Here is a 20,611-nt window from a genome sequence, read left to right as displayed (position 1 = left end):
GCGGAACCTTTCGGGGCTGTTCGTGGTGGCCCGGATCTATGCGAAAGCGCACAGGCAGGCAATCGCGCAATCGGACGGCCGCAACATGATGCTTTCCCGCAGCGCTCGGCCCGCCCGCGCGCCTGCGCACTTGCAACCTTCCCGCCTTTGGGCAAAGTGACCAGACCGCAAATGGATTGGATCGGCATGGCTCTTTCGGCGCGCGATCAACTGAAATACTGGGGCATCGGCGCGCTGCTGCTGGTGCTGGTGCTGTGGCTGCTCGGCAATGTGCTGCTGCCCTTCGCCCTTGGCTTTGCGATCGCCTATTTCCTCGACCCGCTCGCCGACCGGCTGGAGGCCTGGGGGCTGTCGCGCGGGCTGGCGACGGCGGTGATCACCATCGTGGCGGTGGTGATCCTGCTGGTCGCGGGCGGATTGCTTCTGCCGACGCTGATCGCGCAGGCGGCCGAACTGGTGACGACGGCGCCCGAGCTCATCGCCCGGCTCCAGAGCGGGCTGGAGGCCCGCTTCCCCCATGCGCTCGACCAGGGCGGGCCGCTGCGCGATGCGCTCGATTCCGTCGGCGAGGCGATGAAGGAACAGGGCCCCGAGCTGTTCAAGACCGTGATCGGCTCGGTCGGTTCGGTGGTCGGCATCGGCATCCTGCTGGTGGTGCCGCCGGTGGTGGCGGTGTTCATGCTGCTCGACTGGGATCGCATGGTCGCGCGGATCGACGACCTGCTGCCGCGCGAACATGCGCCGGTGCTGCGCCGGCTTGCACATGAAATCGACCGGTCGCTGGCCGGCTTCCTGCGCGGCATGGGGCTGGTCTGTCTGATCCTCGGCACCTATTACGCGATCGCGCTCACGGCGGTCGGACTGTCCTTCGGGCTGGTGGTCGGGTTCATCGCCGGCATCCTGACCTTCATCCCCTACCTCGGCACGATCTTGGGCGGAATCCTGGCGATCGGGCTGGCGCTGTTCCAGTTCTGGGGCGACTGGGGCTGGGTGGCGGCGGTCACGGTGATCTTCGTCATCGGCCAGGCGGTCGAGGGCAATTTCCTCACGCCCAAGCTGGTCGGGGATTCGGTCGGGCTGCACCCGGTCTGGCTGCTGCTGTCGATCTCGGTATTCGGGGCGCTGTTCGGCTTTGCCGGGATGGTGGTCGCGGTGCCGCTGATGGCGGCGCTCGGGGTGATCGTGCGCTTCCTCGTGCAGAAATACCTGACCAGCAGCCTTTATCTCGGGCCCACCGACCCGGAACTCGGCACGGAAGATTCCGCCCTGTCCCCGCCCGTCCTGCCGGAGCAGGACGCGCCCTGACATGCCGCAGCAACTGCCTTTCGACCTGCCCGCGAAGCCGGCGCTGGGGCGGAGCGATTTCTTCGTCTCGCCGGCAAACGCGCTTGCCGTGGCGATGATCGACCGCGCCACCGGGACCGACGGCGGCAAGCTCGTGCTGTCGGGGCCGGCGGGGTCGGGCAAGACCCACCTTGCCCATGTCTGGGCGGGGCCTGCCGCGGCGCGGATCATTGCCGCGCGCGACCTGGCCGGGCAGGACATCGCCAGCCTTGCCACCGGCGCGACCGTGATCGAGGACGCACCGGAGGCCGCTGGCGACCGTGCCGCCGAAGAGGCGCTGTTCCACCTTCACAACCTGCTGCTTGCCGGGCGGCAATGGCTGCTCGTCACCGGGCGGGGCGCGCCGCGCGACTGGGGGCTTGTCCTGCCCGACCTGCAAAGCCGGCTCGAGGCCGCACCGCTGGCCGCGCTCATGGCACCCGATGATGCGCTGCTTTCGGCGGTGCTGGCCAAGCTGTTCGCGGATCGGCAGATCACCCCGCGCCCGGATCTCATCCCCTATCTCGTGACGCGTATCGACCGCTCCTTTGCCGCGGCGGCAGAGATGGTCGCGGCGCTTGACCGCGCGGCACTGGCAAGCGGGCGCCCGGTCGGGCGGGCGCTGGCGGTGCAACTGCTTGGCGCCCGTCCCTCCGGCAGTTAGGCTGGCACCGCGGCAATCATCAATCACTACCCGGGCAGGCGCATAAGGCATGACTGAGGCGGATTTTCTCGAACATCCCTTCCCCGAGGCGGTCAGCCTGCCCGACCTCGACATCGCCGGGCCCGGGCGGTTCTACAACCGCGAACTGAGCTGGCTCGGCTTCAACTGGCGGGTGCTGGAAGAGGCCGACAACCCGCGCGTGCCGCTGCTCGAGCGGCTGCGGTTCCTGTCGATCTCGGCCAGCAACCTCGACGAATTCTATACCGTCCGGGTGGCCGGCCTGCGCGAACTTGCGCGCACCGGCCACGTCACCCCGGCCGCCGACGGGCTCACCCCGGCCGAGCAGCTTGCCCTGATCGACGAAGAGGCGCGCCGCCTCATGCAGGCCCAGCAGCAGAGCCTGACCCGCCTCGCCGCCGAGATGGAGGACAACGGCATCTCGCTGCTGCAGAGCGGCCCGCTGACCGAGCCCGAACTGGCCTATCTCGACGAGCTTTTCGTCGAACGCGTCTTTCCGGTGCTCTCGCCGCTGGCCATCGACCCGGCGCATCCGTTCCCCTTCATCCCGAATGCGGGGTTCGCGCTGGCGCTGCAGCTTGAGCGCATCCGCGACAACCACCCGCTGCAGGCGCTGCTGCCGATCCCGGGACAGATCGACCGTTTCATCGAATTGCCGCGGGACGGGGCCGGGCGCCGCTTCCTTCCGCTCGAACGGCTGCTGCTGCTCAAGCTCGGCGAGCTGTTCCCCGGTTATCGGCTGCAGGCGCATTTTGCCTTCCGGGTGCTGCGCGACAGCGACCTGGAACTTGAAGAAGACGCCGAAGACCTCGTGCGGGAATTCGAGATCGCGCTCAAGCGCCGCCGCCGCGGCAAGGTGGTGCGCATGACCCATACCGCCGGCGCACCGGCGCGGCTGCTGGCGATCATCATGCAGCAGCTTGACGTGGGCGCCGGGCAACTGGTCGAATTCGAGGGGATGCTCGGCATATCGGACCTGGCTGAACTGGTGCAGGCCGGCCCCGCCGACCTGCTCTGGCCGCCGTTCAGCCCGCGCATCCCCGAACGGGTGAGCGATCACGAGGGCGACCTTTTTGCCGCGATCCGGCAGAAGGACATGCTTTTGCACCACCCCTACGAAAGCTTCGACATGGTGGTGCGGTTCCTCCAGCAGGCGGCGCGGGACCCGGACGTGGTGGCGATCAAGCAGACGCTCTATCGCACCTCGCACGAAAGCCCGATCGTCGGCGCGCTTTGCGAAGCGGCCGAGAACGGCAAGTCGGTCACCGCCTCGATCGAGCTCAAGGCGCGCTTCGACGAGGCCGCGAACATCCGCCAGTCGCGCCGCCTGGAACGCGCCGGAGCGCATGTGGTCTATGGGTTCATCAACCTCAAGACCCATGCGAAGCTTTCGACCGTGGTGCGCCGCGAGGGCGATCAGCTTGTCACCTACACCCATTTCGGCACCGGAAATTATCACCCGATCACCGCGCGCATCTATTCGGACCTTTCGCTGTTCACCTGCGACCGGGCGATCGGGCGGGATCTCACGCGAGTCTTCAACTTCATCTCGGGCTATGCCGAGCCCGAGGCGCTGGAAAACCTCGCCATTTCGCCGATCGACCTGAAATCGCGCCTGCTCGAGTTGATCGAGATCGAGATTGCCCATGCAAAAGCCGGGCGTCCGGGCGAGATCTGGGCCAAGATGAACGCGCTGATCGATTCCGAGGTGATCGACACGCTGTACCGCGCCAGCAACGCAGGCGTCAGGATCTCGCTCATCGTGCGCGGCATCTGCGGGCTGCGCCCCGGCATCAGGGGGCTGAGCGAGAACATCCGCGTCAAGTCCATCGTCGGGCGGTTTCTGGAACATTCCCGCATCATCTGTTTCGGCAACGGATACGGGTTGCCGGGGCGGCGGGCCCGGGTGTTCCTGTCCTCGGCCGACTGGATGGGGCGCAATTTCTCGCGCCGGGTCGAAGCCATGGTCGAGATCGAGAACCCCACCGTGCGGGCACAGATCGTCGGGCAGATCATGGCGGCGAATCTCTCCGACGTGGCGCAAAGCTGGGTGATGGCGCCGGATGGCAGCTTTCGCCGCCCGCCCTGCTCCGAATCGGCCTTCAACTGCCATCGCTTCTTCATGGAGCATCCTTCGCTGTCCGGGCGCGGATCGGCGGGCGCGGCGGATGTACCGCGGCTGACCCCGGCGGCGGACTGAGCACAACGCTTGCGTGATGCCCGCCAATTTCGCATTCTGCGCACGGATCACCGGGGGGTGAGCAAGACATGAATGACCAGGCGCAAGCGGCGACGCCGGGATGGGATCCGTTCGGTCATGCGCTGTTCGATTCGCCAAGCGCACGCGCGCTGTCGCGGGTCGGGGTGGTGGACGTGGGCTCGAACTCGGTGCGGCTCGTCATCTTTGACGGGGCGGCGCGGTCGCCGGCATTCTTCTACAACGAAAAGGTCATGTGCGGGCTTGGCGCCGGGCTTGCGGAAAGCGGCCTGCTGAACCCCGAGGGAAAGCTGCGGGCGCTCGGGGCGCTGCGCCGCTTTCAGCAACTGGCCGAGGGGATCGGGCTGCCGCCGCTCACCGCCGTTGCCACCGCCGCGGTTCGCGAGGCGAGCGACGGTGCCGAATTCCGCAACGAGGTGCTGCGCGAGACCGGCATCCGGCTCTGGGTCATCGACGGCAACGAAGAGGCCCGGCTTTCCGCGCAGGGCGTGCTGCTTGGCTGGCCGGGGGCGCACGGGCTCGTCTGCGACCTTGGCGGCGCCTCGATGGAACTGGCCGAGGTGAACGCCGGCCGCATCGGCAAGCGGCTTTCGGCGCCGCTCGGCCCGCTTCGCCTCACCCATCTGCCGGGCGGGCGCAAGGGGCGCGAGACCCATATCAAGACGCTGGTGCGGGCCATGGCCGAACATATGGGGCCGCAGCGGGACCGCCTGTTCCTGGTCGGCGGAAGCTGGCGCGCCATCGCCCAGATCGACATGGCGCGGCGTAATTATCCCCTGCCGGTGCTGCATGAATACCGCATGAGCACGCGCGCCCTGCGCGAGACCCAGCGTTTCATCGAGGAAACCGCCCCCGACCGGCTGCGGCGCCTGAGCGGTGTTTCCGCGGCGCGGCTCGCGCTGGTGCCGATCGCCATGGATGTGCTGATCCGGCTTCTGCGCGAATTCCGCCCCCGCGACGTGGCGATTTCAAGCTACGGCATCCGCGAGGGTTTGCTTTACGAACATATGCCCCAGCATATCCGCGAGCGCGATCCACTGATCGAATCCTGCCACTTCTCCGAAGCCAAGGACGCGCGCATGCCGGGTTTCGGCAAGACCCTGTTCAACTTCGTCATGCCGCTGTTCAAATCCGTGCCCGAATCGCGCATCCGGCTGATCAAGGCCGCCTGTCTGCTGCATGACGTGAGCTGGCGGGCGCATCCGAACTATCGCGCCGAGGTCTGTTTCGACAACGCGACCCGCGCCAACCTTGGCGGGCTCGACCATTCCGAGCGCGTGTTTCTGGGCATGGCGCTGCTGTATCGCTATTCGAACAAGAGCGAAGGCACCCGCTTTGAGCGGCTCTGCGATCTGCTGGACGAACGGGGCCGCCGCGAAGCGGTCATCCTCGGCAAGGCGATGCGCTTCGGCGCCATGCTCTGGATGCAGAAGGATTCGCCCATGGCCGCGCTGCGCTGGTTTCCCCGCAAGCGGGTGCTTGAACTGCATCTGACCCGCGCCGCGAGCGCCCTTTACGGCGAGGCGGCCGAGGCACGCTTCCGCTCGCTTGCCCGCTCGCTCGAGGCCGAACCCGCCCTGCGCCTGCGCGCCTGAATTCCGGCCCCGCGTCCGGCGGGCGGCAGCGGTTCAGGCGCGTTCGGAATATTCCATGGTCTCCGTGTTGACCACGATGTCCTCGTCCGGGCCGACGAAGGGCGGAACCATGATCTTGATGCCGTTGTCGAGCGTCGCCGGCTTGAAGCTGTTGGCGGCGGTCTGCCCCTTCACCACGGGTTCGGTCTCGTCCACCCGGCAGGTCACCTTCTGCGGCAGGGTGGCGTTCAGCGCTTCCTGTTCGTGGAATTCGACCTGGATCGTCATGCCGTCCTGCAGGAACGGCCGGCGCTCGCCCAGGATGTCGCTGGGGAGTTCGACCTGGTCATAGGTCTGAGCATCCATGAAGATCAGCATGCCGTCGTTTTCGTAAAGGAACTGCATGTCGCGCTGTTCGAGCCGCACGCGCTCGACCTTGTCGGCGCTGCGGAAGCGTTCGTTGAGCTTGCTGCCGTTGCGCAGATTGCGCAGCTCCACCTGGGCAAAGGCCCCGCCCTTTCCGGGCTTCACATGCTCGGCCTTGACCGCAACCCAGAGACCGCCGTTATGTTCAAGAACGTTGCCGGGCCGAATCTCGTTTCCGTTGATCTTGGCCATTCATTCACCTTGTCAGAATCTTGATATCGAATATGCCGCAGCTATATATGGCTGACCGGGCTGTAGCAATACGCCCATCTCGTGCTGCGCACGCAGAAACCCATGCGTCTGACGCATGGGGGCTATTCGTGTGCGGGGTATCCGAATCGCTCCACATCCGCCATAAGAGGCGAAAAGCAGAAATAACAAGAGCAATAATGACAAGGGAAACACGATGACTGATTTCGTGGATGGCACGGCCTTTAACAACGAACAGGGGAACCGTGCCCGGAAACTGTTTGCTGCCGTGGTTCTGGCAGCTCTCGACGACGCGATTGCCGACGACAAGAAATACGGCAACGGGCCCGAGCAGATCGCCCGCTGGGCACGGTCGCGCGACGGGCGCGAAATCCTGTCCTGTGCCGGGATCGACCCGAACGAACGCGTGGTCTCGGGGCTGATGGCCTTTGTCGGACGCGGTGTCCGCACCTCGGTTGCGCTTTCTCGCGAGGAAAGCGAACGGCGCATGGCCGCCAGACAGGAAGAAGCCGCAGCCGCCTGATCCAAAGGCACCTGTCAGCAACGCCTGCAGATCGGAAAAGCGCGCCTGTGGCGCGCTTTCCGTATATTCGGCACCCCCATCAAGCATCGCGAGGGCATTTCAGGGCGTCGTGGATCCGTCCACCGCTCGGGCGCGCCTCAGTCCAGGCCGCGCGCCGTCAGGATCCGGTGCACCTCCTGCTGCACGAGCTTTCGCACGGTGCGGGTGATCCGTTCGCCCAGCGCGCCGCGCAATTCCTCGCGCAGCATCTCCGCCACCAGCGGGCGGAGCGCGTCCGGGTCGATCTCCGGCACCGCATCGCCTGTTCCGCCCAGCGCCTGCGCGGCCCGGGAGTCGTCTTCGGGGGTGGTGCCGAAATTGATCCGCGCCCGCAGATTGGCCCCGGCGTCGTCAGGTTCCCATTCCGCATCGTCGCCTTGGGAAAGCGCGACCTCGATGGCCGCCGCCGTCGCCGCGAGCAGGGATGACCTTTCTTCCGGCTGCCCGGCCACCTCTTGGGCCCCCGCTTCCGTGCCCGGCTCCGCGGCGACGCGGAGCGACGGGGTCAGCAGCAGCTTTTGCTCCGGCGGCCCGGCCGGCGGTTCGCGATCGTCCGAGACAAGGCGCAGGATCGAGGACAGCACATCCTCGATCTCGGTCTGTTTCGCGGGATCGGACATCGCTTTCCCCTCGGCCGCCGCCCTGTCTCCGGCGCGGCGAAGTGTAATCAATCCGCCCCGGCCGCACAATCGTTGGACGCACTCGTCCCCAGGACCATCCTCGCGGATGTCATTCCTTGCCGAGCGCCTTCAGGACGCGATCCAGGTCGCGCCCCTGTTTCGAAATCCGGCTCGGTGCATCCTTGACCATGTTGTAATAAAGCGTCGGGTCATAGACCTGCACCGCAAGGTTCAGATGATCGACCGTCAGAAGCCCCTGTGCCGCCAGAAGCTGATAGGCCGCGATCGATTCCTCGGCCCGTGCCGAAAGCTGTTCGGTCCGGGCGTCGAGCAGTTCCTGTTCGGCCTGCAGCACGTCAAGCGTGGTGCGCGCGCCCAGCCGCGCCTCTTCGCGGATGCCGTCAAAGGCCACCTGCGCGGCACGAATACGCTCGCCCGTGGCGCTCAGGCTCGACCGCGCGACATCGAAGCGGACATAGGCGTTGGTCGCGTTCAGGGCGACATTTTCCTGCGCGGTAAGCAGGCTCGCACGGATGCTGTCGCGGGTGGCCATCGCCCGGCGCACCTGCGCGTTCAGGCCGCCCCCCTGATAGATCGGCTGGCTGAGATTGAGCGAAACCGTCGCGTCGCGCTCATAGCCGGAGCCGGTAAGGTTTTCGCGCATGCCCACATCACCCCGCAGCGCGACCTTGGGGCCGATGGCGCTTTCGGCGCGGCGCACATTGTACTCAGAAGCGGTCACCTGCCGCTGCGCGGCCAGAATGTCGGGATGACTCCGGACCGCCACCGCGGTTGCCGCATCAGAACTGGCCGGCGCTCCCGGCAGATCGAGGCGCTGAACCAGGTTCTGGGGCTCGTGCCCGACCGCCGCCAGATATTCGGCGCGCGCGTTGTCCAGATCGCCCCGCGCCGCGACCAGGTTGCTGCGGGCCGCCGCCTGGCGCGATTCGGCCAGCGCCACGTCGGTGCGCGTGACCTCGCCGACCTCGAACCGGTCCTGCGTGGCGCTCAATTCCTCGTCCAGCAGGTTGAGGTTGTTTTCCCGCAGCGAAACGATCTGCTGCTGAAGAACCACGTTGAAATAGGCCGCGACCGCACGCAGCAGCACATCCTGCTCGATCGAGATCAGCGTCTGCCGGGTGGCCAGCACCGTTTCCTTGGCGGCATTGATCGCGTGGCGCCGCCCGCCGCTGTCGAACAGCAGAAGATCGGCGGTCAGACCGACAAAGGCATTCGACATGTTCCGCTTGACGACATCCGGGCTCACATCCGAAAGCGAGCGCGACAGCGACCGCGAGGCCGAAGCGCTCCATTCGAGCACCGGGCGCAGGGTCGAGATCGCCTCGGCCACGTCCTCGTCGGCGGCCCGCAGAAGGGCCCGGTTCTGTTCAAGCAGCCCGCTGGTGTTGTAAGCGCCGATCATGGCGTCGGTAAGGTTCTCTGCCCGCGCCTGGAGCGGCACCGCCAGCAGGAGCGCCATCGTCGCCAGAACGCCCGTGATTTTCGCCATTCCCGCGCCGAATGATCCGCTCATGTCGCTGCCTTTTCTGCCGTCCGGCCTCTGCGGGCCTGCCCTGTTCTGTTTCTGACGGGTTCACGCCTTCAAAGCGCGAATTCCCGCGGTTTTTCAAAGCCCTCGATCACCGGCGCGGTGGCATTGAATTCGTGCCGCCAGGCCAGTATGCCGCCCGACTTGATGCCGAGCCGGACCGTGCCGAGCGCGCCTTCCATGAACAGGCAGACGATACGTCCGCCCTCTTTCAACTGTTCGGCGATCGGCCCCGGCACCTGCTCGACCGCGCCCTGGATCATGATCGCGTCATAGGGGCCGTGTTCCGGCGCCCCCTCGGCAAGGTTGGCCTGCTGGATCACCACGTTGTCCGCGCCCGTCTCGGCCAGGATTTCCGGCGCCTCGCCGGCCATTTCCTCGTTCGATTCGACCCCGACGACCGCCTGTGCAAGCCGCGCCGCCACGGCCGAAGAATAGCCATAGCCGCACCCCAGATCGAGCACGAGATCCGCCGGGCCGAGCGCCAGCGCCTCCAGCATCTTGGCAAAGGTCCGCGGCTCGAGCAGAACGCGCCCGCCCCCCAGGTGCAGATTTTCGCCCACATATGCGGCCTCGCGCCGGCTGATCGGCACGAAAAGCTCGCGCGGCATCTCGAGCATGGCGCTGATGATCCCGAAGCGGGTGACATCCGAAGGCCGCACCTGCGTGTCGACCATCACGTTGCGGCGCTCTGCAAAATCCGTCATCTGTCCAAGGCCCGTCCATGCTGTCACTTGACTCAGGCTTTTGACACATCGCCGCCGTTTCGGCAACGCCCGGCGCACCTCGATGCCGGTTCCGCCGCAGCGCCCCCGAGGCGCCGCCGCGCCTTTCCCGCGCGGTCGGTCGCGGTGCGCCGGTTCCCGGACCTGCCGGCGCTCAGAAAGCGCTTGCGACCCCGGACAAAACAAGCCATGAAGACCCCCGAAACCGGCCTCCTGCCGTGGCTGGCGACCTGCCAGCGGATGCGGCCGGGCACCACGAGAGGCGAGTTGGCGGAGTGGTGACGCAGCGGATTGCAAATCCGTGTACACCGGTTCGATTCCGGTACTCGCCTCCATTTACTTTCAAGCACTTGCATGACGCCAGCGCGTGCGCGGGCTGATCCGTTTACAGCAGCGTTTACAGTTTTGTTCATGCAACACCCCCTTTTGCTTGGGCAAGTTTGACCAGAACCGCGTCGGTTTCGTCGGGCGAGACGCGGGCGTAATGCTCGATCACGTTCGCCGCATAGCGGACGGACCAGCCCATGTGATTGGCGATTTCGGCAAGGGACAGGCCCGCATTCAGCAGGCGCGTTGCAGCCGTCCCGCGTGTATCGGACAGGCGCAGATTATCGGGCAGCTTGGCCTTATCGCGCCACTGGCGGACGGCCTCGGACGCGCGATGCGGTGTCAAGGGGTTGCCGTTGGCATTCGTGAGGATCAGCAACCGGTCCGGCGGGGTCGTGTCGATCACCTCGGCAAGCGCGGGCGTGATCGGGATATGTGCCAGCCGCTTACGTTTGTTCGTCCTGACGCGAAGGCGGCGGCCGCGCGGAGTCTGCTCGACATGGGTCGATGCCAGCTTGATCAAGTCAGCCGGGCGCAAGCCAGTTTCGCAGCCTGCGCAGAGAATGCGGCGGACCCATTCCGGCGCTATCGCGTTAAAAACTTCCCGGTAGGCCGGGGTCCAGACGATTTCCGACCGATCCACCTCATAGACCTTGCGGAATCCGTCGCAGTGGTGCACCCGCAGCTTGCCCGCGTCCTTCCAGGCCCAGTTCAATATGCGCGTCACCACGGTTCCGGCGTAATCATACTGCCGCGGCGAGTGCTTCCACTTCGCCCGCCAGCTGTTCACCTCGCCCCGCGCCTCCGGTTCCTCGAACATCGTGGCCGGGTCATCCTTGAAGGCTTCCGCGAATCGCAGTGCCCAGAGGCGATAGTCCTCGCGGGTCCGCGCGCCCTTCGGCATTTCGGCGCTCGACAGGAATTCGTCCACCATTTGCGGCGTCATGTAGGTGTCTTGCTTAGGCCGTCTCACCGCTTCGGCGTAGGCAACGGAAAACGCCGGGTCGGTGGGGTGTCGATGGGTGTCAGTCCAGAACTTCGGACCGCCACGCCATGCATAGAAATGATAGCGCGCGCCCGCCTTGGTCATGCGCTTCACACGGTGAGCGTGTTTTGGCAGATCAGCGCGTGCCAATGCGAAGCCTCCGTTGCTCGACCAGTGACAGTGCCGGGGCGCTCGTCGTAGCCACAGGCGGGGTTATCGCCTGCGCCGCGTCCAGCCGGTGCCGGACGTGGTGCGGGTCGTACCAGCCGGGGCGAACCGGCTTGATGCCCATCTTGACGCAGAAGTCCCGAAAGGCGTTGTTCGCACCCGCATAGCCCCACGAAGCCGCCAGATCCTCAGCAGGGATCAAGCCGATCATCTGAACAATGTGAGGGTGCAGGCGCATGGAATCACTCTTCTCCGATGATCCCGGCTTCCGCATGCAGGTCGCGAACAATGCATTCTCGGATCAAATCCAGGCGAAATTCGCGAACCTCCATGATGTCCAAGCCGCTCATATGCGTTGCATCGCAGTCAAAGTCTTCGGCGCGAAGGTAGTAGGGGCTGCCCATCGACAGGATGATTTCAACGACACGGTTCGCCCCCGGATGCTGGCGAAGCACATCCCGGATGCCGCAGGCCATATGGCCGGCCCGGCGCGGGGGAATCTCCTGATTGAGCAAGCGGCTGTAAACGCGCAAGGCAACCATATCTTCGATGTCGAACACGCGGGCAGAGCCGCGCGCGGTCTGCGGCGCACATGGGTAGTTCCCCGCATGGACGGCCTCGTTGAAGCGGTCGGGGTCAACCGCAGCGATCTGGCAGGCGAGTTTCGTACGGGCAGAATGGGGGGTGATCATGGCATAAATCCTCTTGTCTCACACAACAGGTATCATGGGTAATTGGACGGGGCAAGAGGATAGTTGTGAACTTCATCGTTGTGGCGTCGAGTTGACCAACGCCCGAGCCTCTTCCCAAATGATCGGGATGTATGGGCTGTCATGCTCCAAGTCCCCCTCGCCGAACCCTGTCCAAGCCGTGATCTTGAGAAGCACATCGAGCGCGCTGCGGCTGGGTTCGCGGATCATGCGTTTTTCATTTTCCCAGCGAAGGTCGTGAAGCCGTTCATACTCATCGCCCTCGGCAGCATGAGCGGCAGATTCCAGACGCTGCCACTCACGAAACAACCGCATCACCGGCGTGTCGGTCTCGGCCGATGCGGGCAGCGCGCCGGTGACAGCAGCAGCCGGCGCGGCCGCGAGGAAGGAACGGCGGTTCATGCTGCACCTCCAATCATCCGCTCGACGTGGCGCAGGGCGGCACGGGTATAGCTCCGCGCCTCGCGCTCGGCCTGGCTATAGCGGGTCGGCCGCTCGGTCGCGTCCAGGACGAGGCTCAGGCAATCGTGGATTTCATGAAGTCTGGCGACGGGCAGCGCGCCCGTGTTATTGGCTTGGATAGCCATGGAATCGTTCCTCCTATCGAACGGTTTCTGGTCAGGGCCGGCCGGGTGTTGCTGCACCTTGTCGGCCCGCTTACTTTCTGCCATCATTTAGTTGATGCGGTCAAGGACTTTGTAATGCCAGAAAGTCAGAAGAAGCGGATGGGGCGACCACCGGTCAATTCAACTCCGATCACGCTCCGACTGCCGCCCGATCTTCTCGCGTGGGTAGATGCTGAACGAGCGAAACTCGACCCAGTGCCATCGCGGCCCGAGTTCATTAGAAAATTGATAGAAGCGCGGAAGGGGTAGTAATGGAGTGGGCTATAGAAACCCTAAACACTGGCTTGGGGCAAGCGCTTATTATTGCGGTATTTACCGCTATCGCAGGAAGGCTCTTGACTGCCCGCGGCAAGCTTATTTGGTCGGTATCACATCAGCACCAATACCAAATGCCAAATCTAGGTGGGGATGGCAGATTCCCAGTCCTCACGCAGCAAATTTGGTTTCAGAACTCTGGACGCGCCTCAATCGAAGACCTTGAAATAGTGCTAAACTATCCTCCACAACATTTTGAAATATGGAGTCCTAGGCAGTATACTACTTCCAACCTCTCGGATGGCCGGCTCGTTATTTCAATTCCAAACTTATCGGGCCATGAGGTTTTTACTTTATCAATGATAGATACAATAAGAGAGCTTCCATATGTGCTTAATGTGCGTTGGAAGCATGGTATGGGGAAAACGATTCAGATGATCCCACAAAGAGTTTGGCCCCCAATTTTGTTATGGTGCCTAGCCTTTTTGATGTTGATTGGTGCAACGGCAGTATTATACGCAGCTTTACGCGGAATTATATGGTTCACAGCGCTATAATCGGGGCCGGCGCATCATCCCGATGCCTTCCGGCCCCCTGCCCGAACGCGGGCTGAACCCGGCCTCTCCGCCGGGTGGTGCTGCCCCCGGTGTCGCCGTGGCAGCCTGCGCCGCGCCCTCGGAGAGTTCGTCAAGGGCCGCGCCATGACGGGGTTTTCGGCATGTCGGTCGCCGGGCACTCGCCGTCTGATCCCAGACGCTTTTTGCGGGGGAGCCGCAGGGCGCATCCCGGCCCTGTCTCGTCAATCCTCCTGCCAGTCCACGAACGCGAGCGCGTCCTCGAGGGTCGCCGCGTCGAGCCCGGCTTCCTTGGCGGTGGCATAGGCCTGCAGCATCGCGCCGAAGGCCCGCGCCTTGCCGCCGTGGTCGAACGCCTGCATCGGTCGCACCACGTCGAGGGTGACGTTCGCGCCCAGCTTGTCGCTGGCTTCCTCGGCGATCAGGTCGGCAATGGGTTGCAGCACCACCTGCGCCAAGTGCCGTTGCGCCTCGCGCACCATCGGGCCGGTGGTCGCCGGGTTCATCATCCCCGGCAGGATGCCGAAGGCCGCCCAGACCGCGCCGCGCGCATCCGTCAGCAGCTTGTCGGCAAGCGATTTGTCCAGGTGCGGCGACAGTTGGTCCGAGCGCTGGCCGATGCTCGGGTTGAACCCCGCTGCGGTCGCTTGCGCCACGCCCTCGATGACAAGGCTCGCCCCGCGCCGGCCCCGGAAGGCATGGCGCAGGTTTTCCATGTCGTCGGCGCTGCCCTCGGGCAGCGGAACGATCAGGCTCCCGAGCGGTGCATCGCGGAACACGTCGCGCAGCGCGGTTTCGATCTCGTGCAGGAATTGCGCCGACAGGCTCGCGCGTGACAGCGGCGAGCGGCCCGCCCAGGGGGTTGCCGGATCGCAGCCGATGCGCAGGTGCAGCACCTCGCCCGCGAGCGCCGTTTCATCGCGCCCGCCGCCGACCTCGGGGATGCCGAGCCGGTATGCGTGTGGCTCACCGTTCCGGGTGGACAAATCCCAATCCGTCACGGGGATCAGCCGGTCACGAATGAGGAACACCGCTTCGCCGCGCAGCGCGAGCGACCGCGCCGCCAGCGCCAGCGTGCGCCGCGTCAGCAGGTCGGTGCCCTTCACATCGGCCAGGGACAGCCCGCTTTCCCAGAGGGATACGGCTGACTGAACCGCGCCGGTCAACTCGGCAAGCCCGGTGCTGCCGCTGATCCACCCTTCCCGAGCGGCTATCAGCGCGGCGGTGTAGCCCGTGCCGCTCGCACGGGTCTCGACCGGCTGCTTGCGACGGAATAGGTCAAGGATGCTCATGCGCGCCACCTGTTAAGATGATAGGCCGGGCCGCGCACGGGCTGCCGGTCCTGATGGGTTTCCCATGCGCGGGCCTCAATCTGCGCCTGCGGATAGGCCGGGCGGGTGACGGCGCTGACCTCGAACAGCGATGCCGCCGTGATCGTGCGCAACACGCCGTTCCTCCGCCGCTCGATCCGCTCGCCGCCCTGATCGACGCGGAAACCGGGCGACAGCCCCCGGATCAAGCCCGCCTCATGCGCCGCAAGGAAGTCACGCGCCCAGGACGTGCCGCCTTCGATCGTCGCCTCAAGGGTCAGCGCCTCGTCACCGTCGCGCAGGATCAGGTTGCCCGCCGTGGTCGAAGCCAGCGGGCGGTCATAGGAATGCCCGGCCAGCAGATGGATTTCCTCGCCCGCCTCGATGCGGGCGGCGAAGGCACGAGGGGCGAACATCTCGGCCCGGCCCGGTGCCAGATCGGCGGTTGTGCCATAGGGGAAGGTTGCCCGAAGGCGGGTTGCCCCGCCCTCGGACCTGACCTCGAGGCCACCGATTGCCGCGCCCCAGAGCATCACGAACCGTCCGCAATGTCAGTCAGGATGCGGGTCTGCACGCCGCGCGGAACCGTGAAATCCGCCGTGACCAGCCCGGTCAGCACCAGCTGCCCCGATGCCGCTTTGGTGTAAACATCGCGGATCAGATCGACGCCGCCATAGAGGCCGAGCACGCCGGGCGGAACGCCCTGGACATTCGCGGCCAGGATGGCGGTTTCGTCGGGGATGACCGTCGATGTTGCCGGCTGCCCGATATGACCGGTCAGGCGGTCCCATTCGGACACGGCGGTGCCGTCGATCAGCGCATCGTCAAGCGCAGCCCAGATGGCCGGGGTCAGCGCCAGATTGACGCCGCCCGGCGACGTGATCGCATTGGCTTCCATGAAGCTCACGATCTCGGCCCGGAACGCGGCCCAATCCGCGCCGCTGGCGGCGGTGCTGGCGATGCCATAGGTGCCCGCGCCGGGGATGATGCCCAGAGGCTCGCCGCTCGTGCCGCTGCCGTTGATCACCACGCGGTCAAGCTCGGTCGCAATGACCGCCGACAGATCGCGCCGGATGGCTGCCTCTAGGCCGTCGCCCGCCTGTTTCAGCGCCTTGCGGCTGATGGTCATCTGCGCCCCGCCGGTGTGATCCGGGTTCAGACTGCGTTCGCTGGTCTTGTATTCGGACGCCGCGCCGACATTGCCCAGTTCGCTTGTCGCCCAGCCGAACACCGCGCCATCGGTCGCGACCGGAAAGGCAACCTCGCCTTGCGTGATATTGATGCGCTGAACCCCCAGACGTTCGGCCACGCTGCCCGGAAAGATGCGGTCGATCACCGGGCGGATGGCCTTCGGGTTGATCTGGTCACCCGCCACCGTTTCGCCCGCGCGGGTCTCGAGCGCCGCGAAGGGGATCGGGATGCCCTGATAACCGCCCTTGCTGCGCATTTCCTGCACGACCTCGGCGGTCGCGCCGTCCAGCGCCCGGCCCTCGTCCAGCGACAGGGCCACCTGCCGCAACTCGAACTGCCCGACCAGTTCGGCAAACTGCCGGCCCTCACGGGTCTCGAGCTCGGCCCCGGCCTCGCGGCGCTCGGTATCCTCGGCAATCAGCGCCGCGCGATAGCGGGTCTCATTGCTGCGGTATTCCGCATCGAGCGTTTCCATCGAGCGGGTTTCGTCCTCGGAAGGGCTGTCCTTGCCGACAAGCTCGGCCAGTTGTTGGCGGATTTCGCTTTGCCGCCGGGCGATCTTGATACTGTCAAGCATTGTCTTTTCCTTTTTCATGCTTGCTGCGTGGTGCCGCCAGACTGGCGACGGCTTGCGCCCAGGCATCACGCTCGGGCGATTGGATCGGCGCGGGGTGTCCGCACTCGATCCGGGTCTTTTTCGTGTGACAGGACGGGCAGAGCGCTTGCAGGTTTTCGGGATCGAACGCGCCCTGCGGGTGGCTGCGCACCGGCTTGATGTGGTCGATCTCGAGCCGCGCGCGCCTTGTGCCGCAGGCGCGGCATTTGTAGCCGTCGCGCTCGAGGATCGCATGGCGCAGAACCTGCCAGCGCTTTGTCGCGGTGACGCGCTTGGAATGGCGATGATGCGTCATGCCCATGTGACCCGTGCCTTTCTGGCCGGGGCGGCGAGCATCCGCGCACCCTGCGCCACCGCCAGCACCGATGCCGCCGCCGCGTCGATCCGGCCGAGGCTGCGGGCCTTCGCCAGCTTGTGGTTCCCGGCCGGATCGACCAGCGTCACCGCATCCGCGAAGGCGAAGCGCAGCAGCAGCGAAGGGGCCACTTTTACGTCACCGTCAAACAGCGCGCGGCGGAACCGCTCGATGTCTTCCGAGCCGTCCTTCCAGCCGAAGCCGCGCCAGAGGAACGGCACGCGCGACAGGCCGGCCGCTTCCATGGCCTCAATGAACTCGGCATGTCGGAACCGGTCCCCGACAATGCACGCCGGAGCCTGACCCTCGAGACGCCTCACAACCTCGGCCATGAAAGGCCCGGTCGGCACGGTGTTTTCGCCCATGGTCAGCAGCTCGCCGCGCGCGTGCATCTGCTCATAGCGATCGCTGACGCCATCGGCCGCGCCGCGATCCGCAAGGCCGGGCTTCGCCGGGAACACGCCGAGCGCTTCCAGCCGCCCGGTCTCGGGCCAGTAGAACGCCGCCGCCGACATGGAGCGCGAACCGCCCAGATCGACGCCCAAGATCGCCGGCCCGTCGCGCGGTGGCAGATCGTCGGGGTTGACCTCGGCGCTCAACCACTCGTCAGCGGTGATCAAAACGGAGCGATCCTCGGTGCTGACGCGCTCATTGCGGTTCAGGTTGCGGAAAGAGGAAAGCGCCGATCCGCCGCGCGCAATGGCGCGTTCCGCCTGGGCCACCAGCCATTCAGGGCTTGAGCCGATGCCCTCGACCGCGCCGGGGTTCGCCTCAAGCAGGCTGTCCAGATCATCGGCCGGCAGGCCAGGGGCGGGGCGGTGTTCCTGAACGAATGTGCCCGGCGGCGGTTCATCGAGCCAGCGGCTGAACGTGTTGCTGTCGCTCGGCGCGCTGGTGCTGATGATCAGCGCCCGGCCATCGCGCTTGCCGAGCCCGGACAGGATCGCGTTTTCAAGATTGTCCCCCTTCTCGGGCTCCCATGCGGCGCGCTCGTCAAGCACCGCCAGCGTCGGGGCACCGCCCAGAATGGATTTGCCATCAGCCGCAATGCAGCGTGCAAGGCTGCCGTCGATGAATTCGACCTCGAGCTTGCTGCCGCGCCGGATCGTGAACAGCTCCTGATCCGCCTCCGGCAGGCCGGCGATGAAGCCGAGAAGGAACTCGAACGCGATGCGCGCCTGGTCGCGGTTCCTCGCAGCGAAGATCACCTCGCGGCGCGGTTGCGGATCCTCGTCAAAAGCGCCGACCAGCTCGCCGAGCGACAGACCGGCCGAAAGCGCGGTCTTGGCGTTCCCTCTCCCGATCGACAACACGCCGACCATGACTTTCGGGGCCAGAGCGCCTTTGATGAATTTCCGCTGAAACCCGGCCAGTTTCAGGGGTTTCCCGGCCATTTTGCCCTCGGGCACCCGCAATTGCCGCAGAAACGAAATCGCCCGCATCGCCGGCGACTTTCCCCGGATTTTTTCCAGAAGCGAGAAATGAACAGTCTGCCCCCGGTCCTGCGATCCGAACGTTTCGCCGGCATTGGGACCATCCCCGAACAGGTCGCGCGTGCTCATGAGCGTGCCTCGTTCTGTTCGGGCGCGCGGCGGGGGATCCAGCCAAGGCACTCCGCGACTTCATAGCAGAACCGTTTCGCGCTGCGGTCGGCGCGGCCGGCAAGTCCGAAGTGATCGGTCAAGCGATCGGCCAACTGGTACCAGTTGCTGACATGCGCGACCTCGACGCCGTGGCGCTTGGCGATCTTGGTCAGCCGCTTGCGGTGGTTCGTGGTTCGCTTCATCTCAACCTCTCGTTTCCTTTCGAGCCCTCTTGCTGGTTGGTGAGGGTTCAGAGCGTAGGGCATAGGGCGACCAGCCCCGCCATCTGGCCGGGTGGTCCCCATACCCTCGCGATCTTGCTGGCCGGAGCCGGGCCGTCGCTTCGGGCCGAACAGTGCGTGCGACCTTCGCCTGTTCGTCAGCGGCTACTTGCGGCAGCATGGTCGCGCTGCCGGGAGCCGGGGTTCCGCCTTTCGGGCTCCCCTTGCCTATGGCTCCGCCCCCTGGTGGGCGCATCCGGATCAGGGCCAGCGTCTGGTCATACCGCCCCCTGATCCTTCCCCCGCGTGCCGTCATGCGCGGGGCCACGTGGTCAGCCTCTCTCGATCACCTCACCGCCCATGCCGGGCATGGTGCTCATTTCGACCACCAGCCGGCGCATGACCTGTTCCTGTCTCGGGGTGGGTCGCCACGATGGGCGCTTGGCGTGTCGCGCAATGCTGCGGACAAAGCCCATCAGCCATTTGTCCGAGCCATCAGCCATCACGCGGCGCATGATCAGCGGCCAGCGAACAGTCATGATCTCGTCAAGCTCGTAGCCGGTCATGCCCGCACCCCGCGATAGCGCGCCAAGAGGCGTGCGAAGTGGGGTGACAGCGTGACCGTCTGACGATCCGCCGCACCGCGGGCATCGAAGTAGGCCGCGACCTGATCTAGCAGCGCATGCCGGATGTCCTCGGGCACGTCTGTGCCGCTCTCGCCGAAGCCGGCGATGTATTCCACGAGCACCGGCCCGCGCGGTCGGGGGCCGGTCAGCGTTAGCTCGGGGCGGCGACCGTCGATTGTCTCGAAGTCCTCGACCTCAACCCCGGCAATTTCCAGCGTGACGCTCTGCGGCAGAACCAGCGGCCACACCGGCAGCTTCAGCGAACCGGAATGCGGCCAAGCATTCCACGTTACCCGAACAGCCTGCCGCCGCAGCGCGACCTGGGCATAATCTTCGAAGTCGCCGGCCGCTGCGATGGCCATGCGCGTGAGCGCCGGCAGGTCATCGTCGGTCCCGCGCACATGATCCAGCAGTTCGGCCGGATCGAGGATACCGGAAAGCGGCCGCTCAAGGCGTTGCGTGATCATGCCGCTGCCCTCCCGCTGACGTGTTGCAGGAAGGCGGCGCGGTCACTCCCGCCCAGGGCCTCGAAGGCCGCGAGCGTATACGCCTTGCGCTCCGCGCGGCTCGCCAGAGACGCCCAGAGGCGCGCTTCGTCCATTACGGCCAGAAAGGCCGGCAGCGGCGCACCAGCGGCCCCCAGAGCCAAGCACGCAACCCGTTCAGCCTGTTCCGGCGCAAGGCGGGCCAGTGCAGCGAAGGCAAGCCCCGCGCGTTCGGCTTCCGTCAGGTGGTGCGCCGCAAGCCCGGCGAAGTCCGACCATGCGTCGGCATCGCCGAGCGTAAGCGCGAACTCAAGCGCGCGGGCCGTGCGCCGATGGCCGGGCTTCACATGGCCTGTTGCGCCGCTGCCGAGGGTCGGGATATACTCGCCCGCAGAGCAGCTATTCCCATCGCTCGAATGTTCAGCCCCGGTTGCAGCACCACCTGCGCCGGGGTTTTCGTTTGCCACCAGCCCGTTTTCGTTTACAGACGGCTCGTAAGTGCTTGATTTAGGACCGTGAACAAACGGGGTCCGTTTACAGGCTTCGCTAATGTTTTCAATGTGCGAGGCAGGATTGCAAATCCGTGTACACCGGTTCGATTCCGGTACTCGCCTCCAGACCGCCCCCTTTGTCGCGATGACCGCCGCCCGTTCCGCCAGCCCCGAAAAAGGGCTTGCCCGCAGCAGGTG

The 20,611-nt window shown here is 65.7% G+C and carries 23 protein-coding genes and 1 tRNA gene; 6 read left to right on the top strand and 18 right to left on the bottom strand.

The window, feature by feature from the left end:
• Nucleotides 1-186 precede the first annotated feature (186 nt).
• The 4 genes from B0B01_RS07830 (at nucleotide 187) to B0B01_RS07815 (ending at nucleotide 5,818) form a co-directional block, all read left to right on the top strand.
• Nucleotides 187-1,305: an AI-2E family transporter gene (locus B0B01_RS07830; protein WP_076650119.1), complete on the top strand. Its 1,119-nt coding sequence runs from the start codon at nucleotides 187-189 to the stop codon at nucleotides 1,303-1,305.
• Between the two features lies 1 nt (nucleotide 1,306).
• Nucleotides 1,307-1,987, top strand: coding sequence for a P-loop NTPase family protein (locus tag B0B01_RS07825; protein ID WP_076649276.1), 681 nt, complete (start codon nucleotides 1,307-1,309; stop codon nucleotides 1,985-1,987).
• A 49-nt stretch (nucleotides 1,988-2,036) separates the two neighbouring features.
• Nucleotides 2,037-4,205, top strand: coding sequence for an RNA degradosome polyphosphate kinase (locus B0B01_RS07820; RefSeq protein WP_076649275.1), 2,169 nt, complete (start codon nucleotides 2,037-2,039; stop codon nucleotides 4,203-4,205).
• A gap of 68 nt (nucleotides 4,206-4,273) precedes the next feature.
• On the top strand, nucleotides 4,274-5,818 hold the full coding sequence (locus tag B0B01_RS07815) for a Ppx/GppA family phosphatase (RefSeq protein WP_076649274.1): 1,545 nt from the start codon (nucleotides 4,274-4,276) through the stop codon (nucleotides 5,816-5,818).
• A gap of 33 nt (nucleotides 5,819-5,851) precedes the next feature.
• Here the strand turns inward: B0B01_RS07815 and efp are convergent, their stop codons facing one another.
• On the bottom strand, nucleotides 5,852-6,415 hold the full coding sequence (efp, locus tag B0B01_RS07810) for an elongation factor P (protein ID WP_076649273.1): 564 nt from the start codon (nucleotides 6,413-6,415) through the stop codon (nucleotides 5,852-5,854).
• Nucleotides 6,416-6,629: 214 nt separating this feature from the next.
• On the opposite strand from efp, the gene B0B01_RS07805 reads away from it, so the two are divergent.
• A complete protein-coding gene (locus B0B01_RS07805) occupies nucleotides 6,630-6,956 on the top strand; it encodes a DUF6280 family protein (RefSeq protein ID WP_076649272.1) in 327 nt (108 codons plus the stop codon).
• Nucleotides 6,957-7,093: 137 nt separating this feature from the next.
• Here B0B01_RS07805 and B0B01_RS07800 read toward each other — a convergent pair whose 3' ends face one another.
• From B0B01_RS07800 to B0B01_RS07790, 3 genes are all read right to left on the bottom strand, one after another.
• The gene (locus B0B01_RS07800; RefSeq protein WP_076649271.1) at nucleotides 7,094-7,615 is read right to left on the bottom strand and encodes a hypothetical protein; all 522 of its coding nucleotides are present in this window, start codon (nucleotides 7,613-7,615) and stop codon (nucleotides 7,094-7,096) included.
• 109 nt (nucleotides 7,616-7,724) lie between these two features.
• Nucleotides 7,725-9,149 (bottom strand): TolC family outer membrane protein, encoded by a 1,425-nt coding sequence (locus tag B0B01_RS07795; RefSeq protein ID WP_083946098.1) that lies wholly within the window; start codon nucleotides 9,147-9,149, stop codon nucleotides 7,725-7,727.
• A 68-nt stretch (nucleotides 9,150-9,217) separates the two neighbouring features.
• Complete coding sequence (locus B0B01_RS07790; RefSeq protein WP_076649269.1) at nucleotides 9,218-9,871, bottom strand: protein-L-isoaspartate O-methyltransferase family protein; 654 nt, start codon at nucleotides 9,869-9,871, stop codon at nucleotides 9,218-9,220.
• 279 nt (nucleotides 9,872-10,150) lie between these two features.
• On the opposite strand from B0B01_RS07790, the gene B0B01_RS07785 reads away from it, so the two are divergent.
• Nucleotides 10,151-10,224: transfer RNA gene (locus B0B01_RS07785), tRNA-Cys, on the top strand.
• Between the two features lie 74 nt (nucleotides 10,225-10,298).
• Here the strand turns inward: B0B01_RS07785 and B0B01_RS07780 are convergent.
• The 14 genes from B0B01_RS07780 to B0B01_RS07710 form a co-directional block, all read right to left on the bottom strand.
• Nucleotides 10,299-11,351 (bottom strand): tyrosine-type recombinase/integrase, encoded by a 1,053-nt coding sequence (locus B0B01_RS07780; protein WP_234967728.1) that lies wholly within the window; start codon nucleotides 11,349-11,351, stop codon nucleotides 10,299-10,301.
• A complete protein-coding gene (locus B0B01_RS07775; protein WP_076649268.1) occupies nucleotides 11,338-11,607 on the bottom strand; it encodes a hypothetical protein in 270 nt (89 codons plus the stop codon). Before B0B01_RS07775 ends, B0B01_RS07780 begins: the two co-directional genes overlap by 14 nt.
• Nucleotides 11,608-11,611: 4 nt before the next feature.
• Nucleotides 11,612-12,061, bottom strand: a complete 450-nt coding sequence (locus tag B0B01_RS07770) for a hypothetical protein (protein ID WP_076649267.1) — start codon at nucleotides 12,059-12,061, stop codon at nucleotides 11,612-11,614.
• A gap of 72 nt (nucleotides 12,062-12,133) precedes the next feature.
• Nucleotides 12,134-12,481 (bottom strand): hypothetical protein, encoded by a 348-nt coding sequence (locus B0B01_RS07765; RefSeq protein WP_076649266.1) that lies wholly within the window; start codon nucleotides 12,479-12,481, stop codon nucleotides 12,134-12,136.
• A complete protein-coding gene (locus B0B01_RS07760; protein WP_076650117.1) occupies nucleotides 12,478-12,666 on the bottom strand; it encodes a hypothetical protein in 189 nt (62 codons plus the stop codon). The genes B0B01_RS07765 and B0B01_RS07760 overlap by 4 nt, the downstream gene beginning before the upstream one ends.
• A 1,093-nt stretch (nucleotides 12,667-13,759) precedes the next feature.
• Nucleotides 13,760-14,827 (bottom strand): phage portal family protein, encoded by a 1,068-nt coding sequence (locus B0B01_RS07750; RefSeq protein WP_076650116.1) that lies wholly within the window; start codon nucleotides 14,825-14,827, stop codon nucleotides 13,760-13,762.
• A complete protein-coding gene (locus B0B01_RS07745) occupies nucleotides 14,824-15,378 on the bottom strand; it encodes an HK97 family phage prohead protease (protein ID WP_076649256.1) in 555 nt (184 codons plus the stop codon). Before B0B01_RS07745 ends, B0B01_RS07750 begins: the two co-directional genes overlap by 4 nt.
• Complete coding sequence (locus B0B01_RS07740) at nucleotides 15,378-16,613, bottom strand: phage major capsid protein (protein ID WP_076649254.1); 1,236 nt, start codon at nucleotides 16,611-16,613, stop codon at nucleotides 15,378-15,380. Before B0B01_RS07740 ends, B0B01_RS07745 begins: the two co-directional genes overlap by 1 nt.
• On the bottom strand, nucleotides 16,606-16,953 hold the full coding sequence (locus B0B01_RS07735) for an HNH endonuclease (RefSeq protein WP_076649251.1): 348 nt from the start codon (nucleotides 16,951-16,953) through the stop codon (nucleotides 16,606-16,608). The genes B0B01_RS07740 and B0B01_RS07735 overlap by 8 nt, the downstream gene beginning before the upstream one ends.
• On the bottom strand, nucleotides 16,944-18,569 hold the full coding sequence (locus tag B0B01_RS07730; protein WP_143733025.1) for a terminase large subunit domain-containing protein: 1,626 nt from the start codon (nucleotides 18,567-18,569) through the stop codon (nucleotides 16,944-16,946). The genes B0B01_RS07735 and B0B01_RS07730 overlap by 10 nt, the downstream gene beginning before the upstream one ends.
• Nucleotides 18,566-18,793: a hypothetical protein gene (locus B0B01_RS07725; RefSeq protein ID WP_076649249.1), complete on the bottom strand. Its 228-nt coding sequence runs from the start codon at nucleotides 18,791-18,793 to the stop codon at nucleotides 18,566-18,568. The genes B0B01_RS07730 and B0B01_RS07725 overlap by 4 nt, the downstream gene beginning before the upstream one ends.
• 350 nt (nucleotides 18,794-19,143) lie before the next feature.
• Nucleotides 19,144-19,377, bottom strand: coding sequence for a hypothetical protein (locus tag B0B01_RS07720; protein WP_076649247.1), 234 nt, complete (start codon nucleotides 19,375-19,377; stop codon nucleotides 19,144-19,146).
• Nucleotides 19,374-19,904 carry a head-tail connector protein gene (locus B0B01_RS07715; RefSeq protein ID WP_076649244.1) on the bottom strand — a complete coding sequence of 177 codons (531 nt, stop codon included), beginning with the start codon at nucleotides 19,902-19,904 and terminating at the stop codon, nucleotides 19,374-19,376. The genes B0B01_RS07720 and B0B01_RS07715 overlap by 4 nt, the downstream gene beginning before the upstream one ends.
• Nucleotides 19,901-20,389 carry a hypothetical protein gene (locus B0B01_RS07710; protein ID WP_143733024.1) on the bottom strand — a complete coding sequence of 163 codons (489 nt, stop codon included), beginning with the start codon at nucleotides 20,387-20,389 and terminating at the stop codon, nucleotides 19,901-19,903. Before B0B01_RS07710 ends, B0B01_RS07715 begins: the two co-directional genes overlap by 4 nt.
• Nucleotides 20,390-20,611 lie beyond the last annotated feature (222 nt).

The sequence above is a fragment of the Pontibaca methylaminivorans genome, assembly GCF_900156525.1.
Lineage (GTDB): Bacteria > Pseudomonadota > Alphaproteobacteria > Rhodobacterales > Rhodobacteraceae > Pontibaca > Pontibaca methylaminivorans.
Note: the sequence above shows the minus strand (reverse complement) of the source record. Positions and strands in the feature narration are given on the sequence as shown.